Origin of the sequence: Yersinia sp. Marseille-Q3913 (genome assembly GCF_963892745.1) — a bacterium.
Lineage (GTDB): Bacteria > Pseudomonadota > Gammaproteobacteria > Enterobacterales > Enterobacteriaceae > Yersinia > Yersinia bercovieri.
On sequence record NZ_CAWQAF010000056.1, the window covers coordinates 1 to 2454 of the forward strand.

Below are 2454 nucleotides of genomic sequence, written 5' to 3' on the forward strand. Positions count from 1 at the left end.
ACAGTCACTATTGGCAATTACCTAACCCACCGTTTTCTCTGTTCCGACTTTTTCCCTATTTGCCGTTTTCGGAACCTTATCACACTCGCCGCGCAGTCAATAGCCCCCGCAGCGCCGGTATCGGGTAACTCCCCACAGTCAATTAACACCATATATAGTAAATACATGACAGATTTAGACGCTGTATATAGTTATTGCGCAAAAAATCGCCCGTCGCGGAGGCCAGATCCGCTTCTGCCACTTATCGGATCTTCCCGTCCGGGAAATAACACTGTGGTCAAAAAATATCAATTTAGCACCACATTGCAACATAAATAAAATATATTGCCATGTGCATCAAACATGCATACTATGAATGCATTGTTATTGATAACATCATAAGTTCGTCAGGGGATGCATAATTGACCAGTAGAAATGAAACTGAGGATAAAGGCGTCACCAGAACGCTGACTGTACGAAATGTGCCGCTTGACATCGATATAGAGATTACCGAGCAAGCGAAAGCCGCAGGAAAGTCAAAAAGCGATTTTGTCAGGGAATTTCTGACCGCCTCTTTTGGCGATTTGATCCGCAACTTTATGCAGAGCAGCGGCCTGGTTGCGCTGATGGACAGAGACCTGGCGCAAATGATGAACGCCGGACTGGCCGACTACTGGTTTGACGGCGCACAGACGCTGGCCGAAAACCGTGCCTGGTGCCGTCTGTTGTGCATCCGCAGTGAAGACGATCTGCAGCGGATCATGCGCGACGGCGTCCCACTCCTGGAAATACGCGCAAAGCAGCTCAGCGAGCTCACGCATATTTCTCACGGCACATCGCTGCTGTTCGCGCTCTTCGCCGAAGTTGCTACACGTGAGTTAGCGGTGATGCTTGCCGTTCACCGTGAACTGTTTTTCTTACAGAGGGTGGAAGACTTTCTGGATGCCATTGATGAGATCCGTGCAGCCAGGCATCTGCCGCCTGTAGAACGAGGGGAGTGTTGACGTTCTGAAACGAGAAAAGCCACCCCGAGGGATGGCTTTTCCAAACAACTATTGTCGCGTGAGACCTCTGTAAGAGGCGGCTCCGCCTTGATGTGGCTTATTACGCCATAAACTGACCGACTCGTCAACTCAATTAAAGGCTGATGTCGTTGCATGGCATAAGGAAAGGACAATGCGTAATTATATCTCTACCGAGCGTCTAGATATCTACGAACAGCATCTCAAAATTGAAGCACATCAGGTACTGGCTGCTTATCACTGGAATAAGGCTCTAGCGGGGGCGATGCTACCCGTAATGCAGTGTCTGGAGGTAACTCTGCGTAATGCCATAGATATGGCTATCCTGTCGCATCCGCCCACTGGTGCTAATGGCCTGTGGCTGACGGACCATAACTGGATCTTCAGTCTGCCACGTTATATGGGGAAAAAAGCAAACCCCAAACTCTCAAAGCGTTACAAGATGGCCAGAAAGGCGACTGACCCCCAAGATAATCATGGCGTTCTACTTGACCAGTATGGTCATCGGGTCATTGCCCGCAAGGTCCGTGAAGAAACTCTGGTTGATCAGGCCCGTGACACCATCGTTTCCGAAGGAAAAATTATCACTCCAGCACGGGTGATTGCCGGTATGAACTTTGGGTTCTGGACAACGTTGTTGAGCCATAAATATGAAGATAAGGCCAGTAAGTCACTGTTGTGGCCAAACCTAGAAACGGTGGTGTTTCCGCACCTGCCTGAGGGATATTCAATGGCGGATATCCGTCAGGATTTTCATCGCATCAGGGCACTGCGTAACCGACTTTCTCATCATGAGGCACTCTGGAAATTTCACTATGATGATCCTGCCACAGGTTTGCCGGACTACGGTCAACCAGTCTACGGAGTTCAAGCAAGCTGTAGCCTGTTACGCAAGCATTATGATGATATGCTGGAAATGATTGGCTGGATGAGTCCCGACAGGAAGGCCAATTTCTTAAATCATTCGGCGCATTTGCGATTTTATGCGCTTTGCTCAGTTGATGGGTTAAACAGCTATATCGAACCGTCGAAAATTAAAGCAAAAGTAACATTGTCCCGGGGAGGAAAAGCTCTCAACAGGCTCATTAAGGTACTTGAAAGGCATGAGTTTATTCGTATCGTCAGAGGAGGACAGACTGTAATAACTTTTGGAGCGGACAGTTCAACTCATAGTGTAATTATGGTCAACGACCAGCTTGGCCGCCTCTAGCTTAAATTCTGCCGTGAAATATTTACCCATGTGATCACCTGTCGTGTAGTTGAGGCAGGGATATGCTCTCCGAGCAGGTGGCCAAATTCACTATGCCATTACAATTGCAGTCGGAGGATTGCAGTAAGGAGTAATCAGGAAAATGCTGCTAAAGCAGGTTGTTCAAATGTAAGATAGAGGAACATAACTGAATGCACAAAAGCAAAACAGGGAGTTAAACCTTGGCGACAAGAAGACCATATT

The 2454-nt window shown here is 48.0% G+C and carries 2 protein-coding genes; both read left to right on the plus strand.

Annotated features, from left to right (window positions below; all coding sequences use genetic code 11):
- The first annotated feature begins 401 nt into the window (after window positions 1-401).
- Window positions 402-983, plus strand: coding sequence for a hypothetical protein (locus tag AACW11_RS17125; RefSeq protein ID WP_212587034.1), 582 nt, complete (start codon window positions 402-404; stop codon window positions 981-983).
- A 172-nt stretch (window positions 984-1155) separates the two neighbouring features.
- Window positions 1156-2211: an Abi family protein gene (locus AACW11_RS17130; RefSeq protein WP_212587035.1), complete on the plus strand. Its 1056-nt coding sequence runs from the start codon at window positions 1156-1158 to the stop codon at window positions 2209-2211.
- Window positions 2212-2454: the final 243 nt, after the last annotated feature.

Coding starts and splice junctions, on each gene's coding strand:
- AACW11_RS17130 (WP_212587035.1), top strand. CDS start 1,156: ATGCGTAATTATATCTCTACCGAGCGTCTAGATATCTACGAACAGCAT.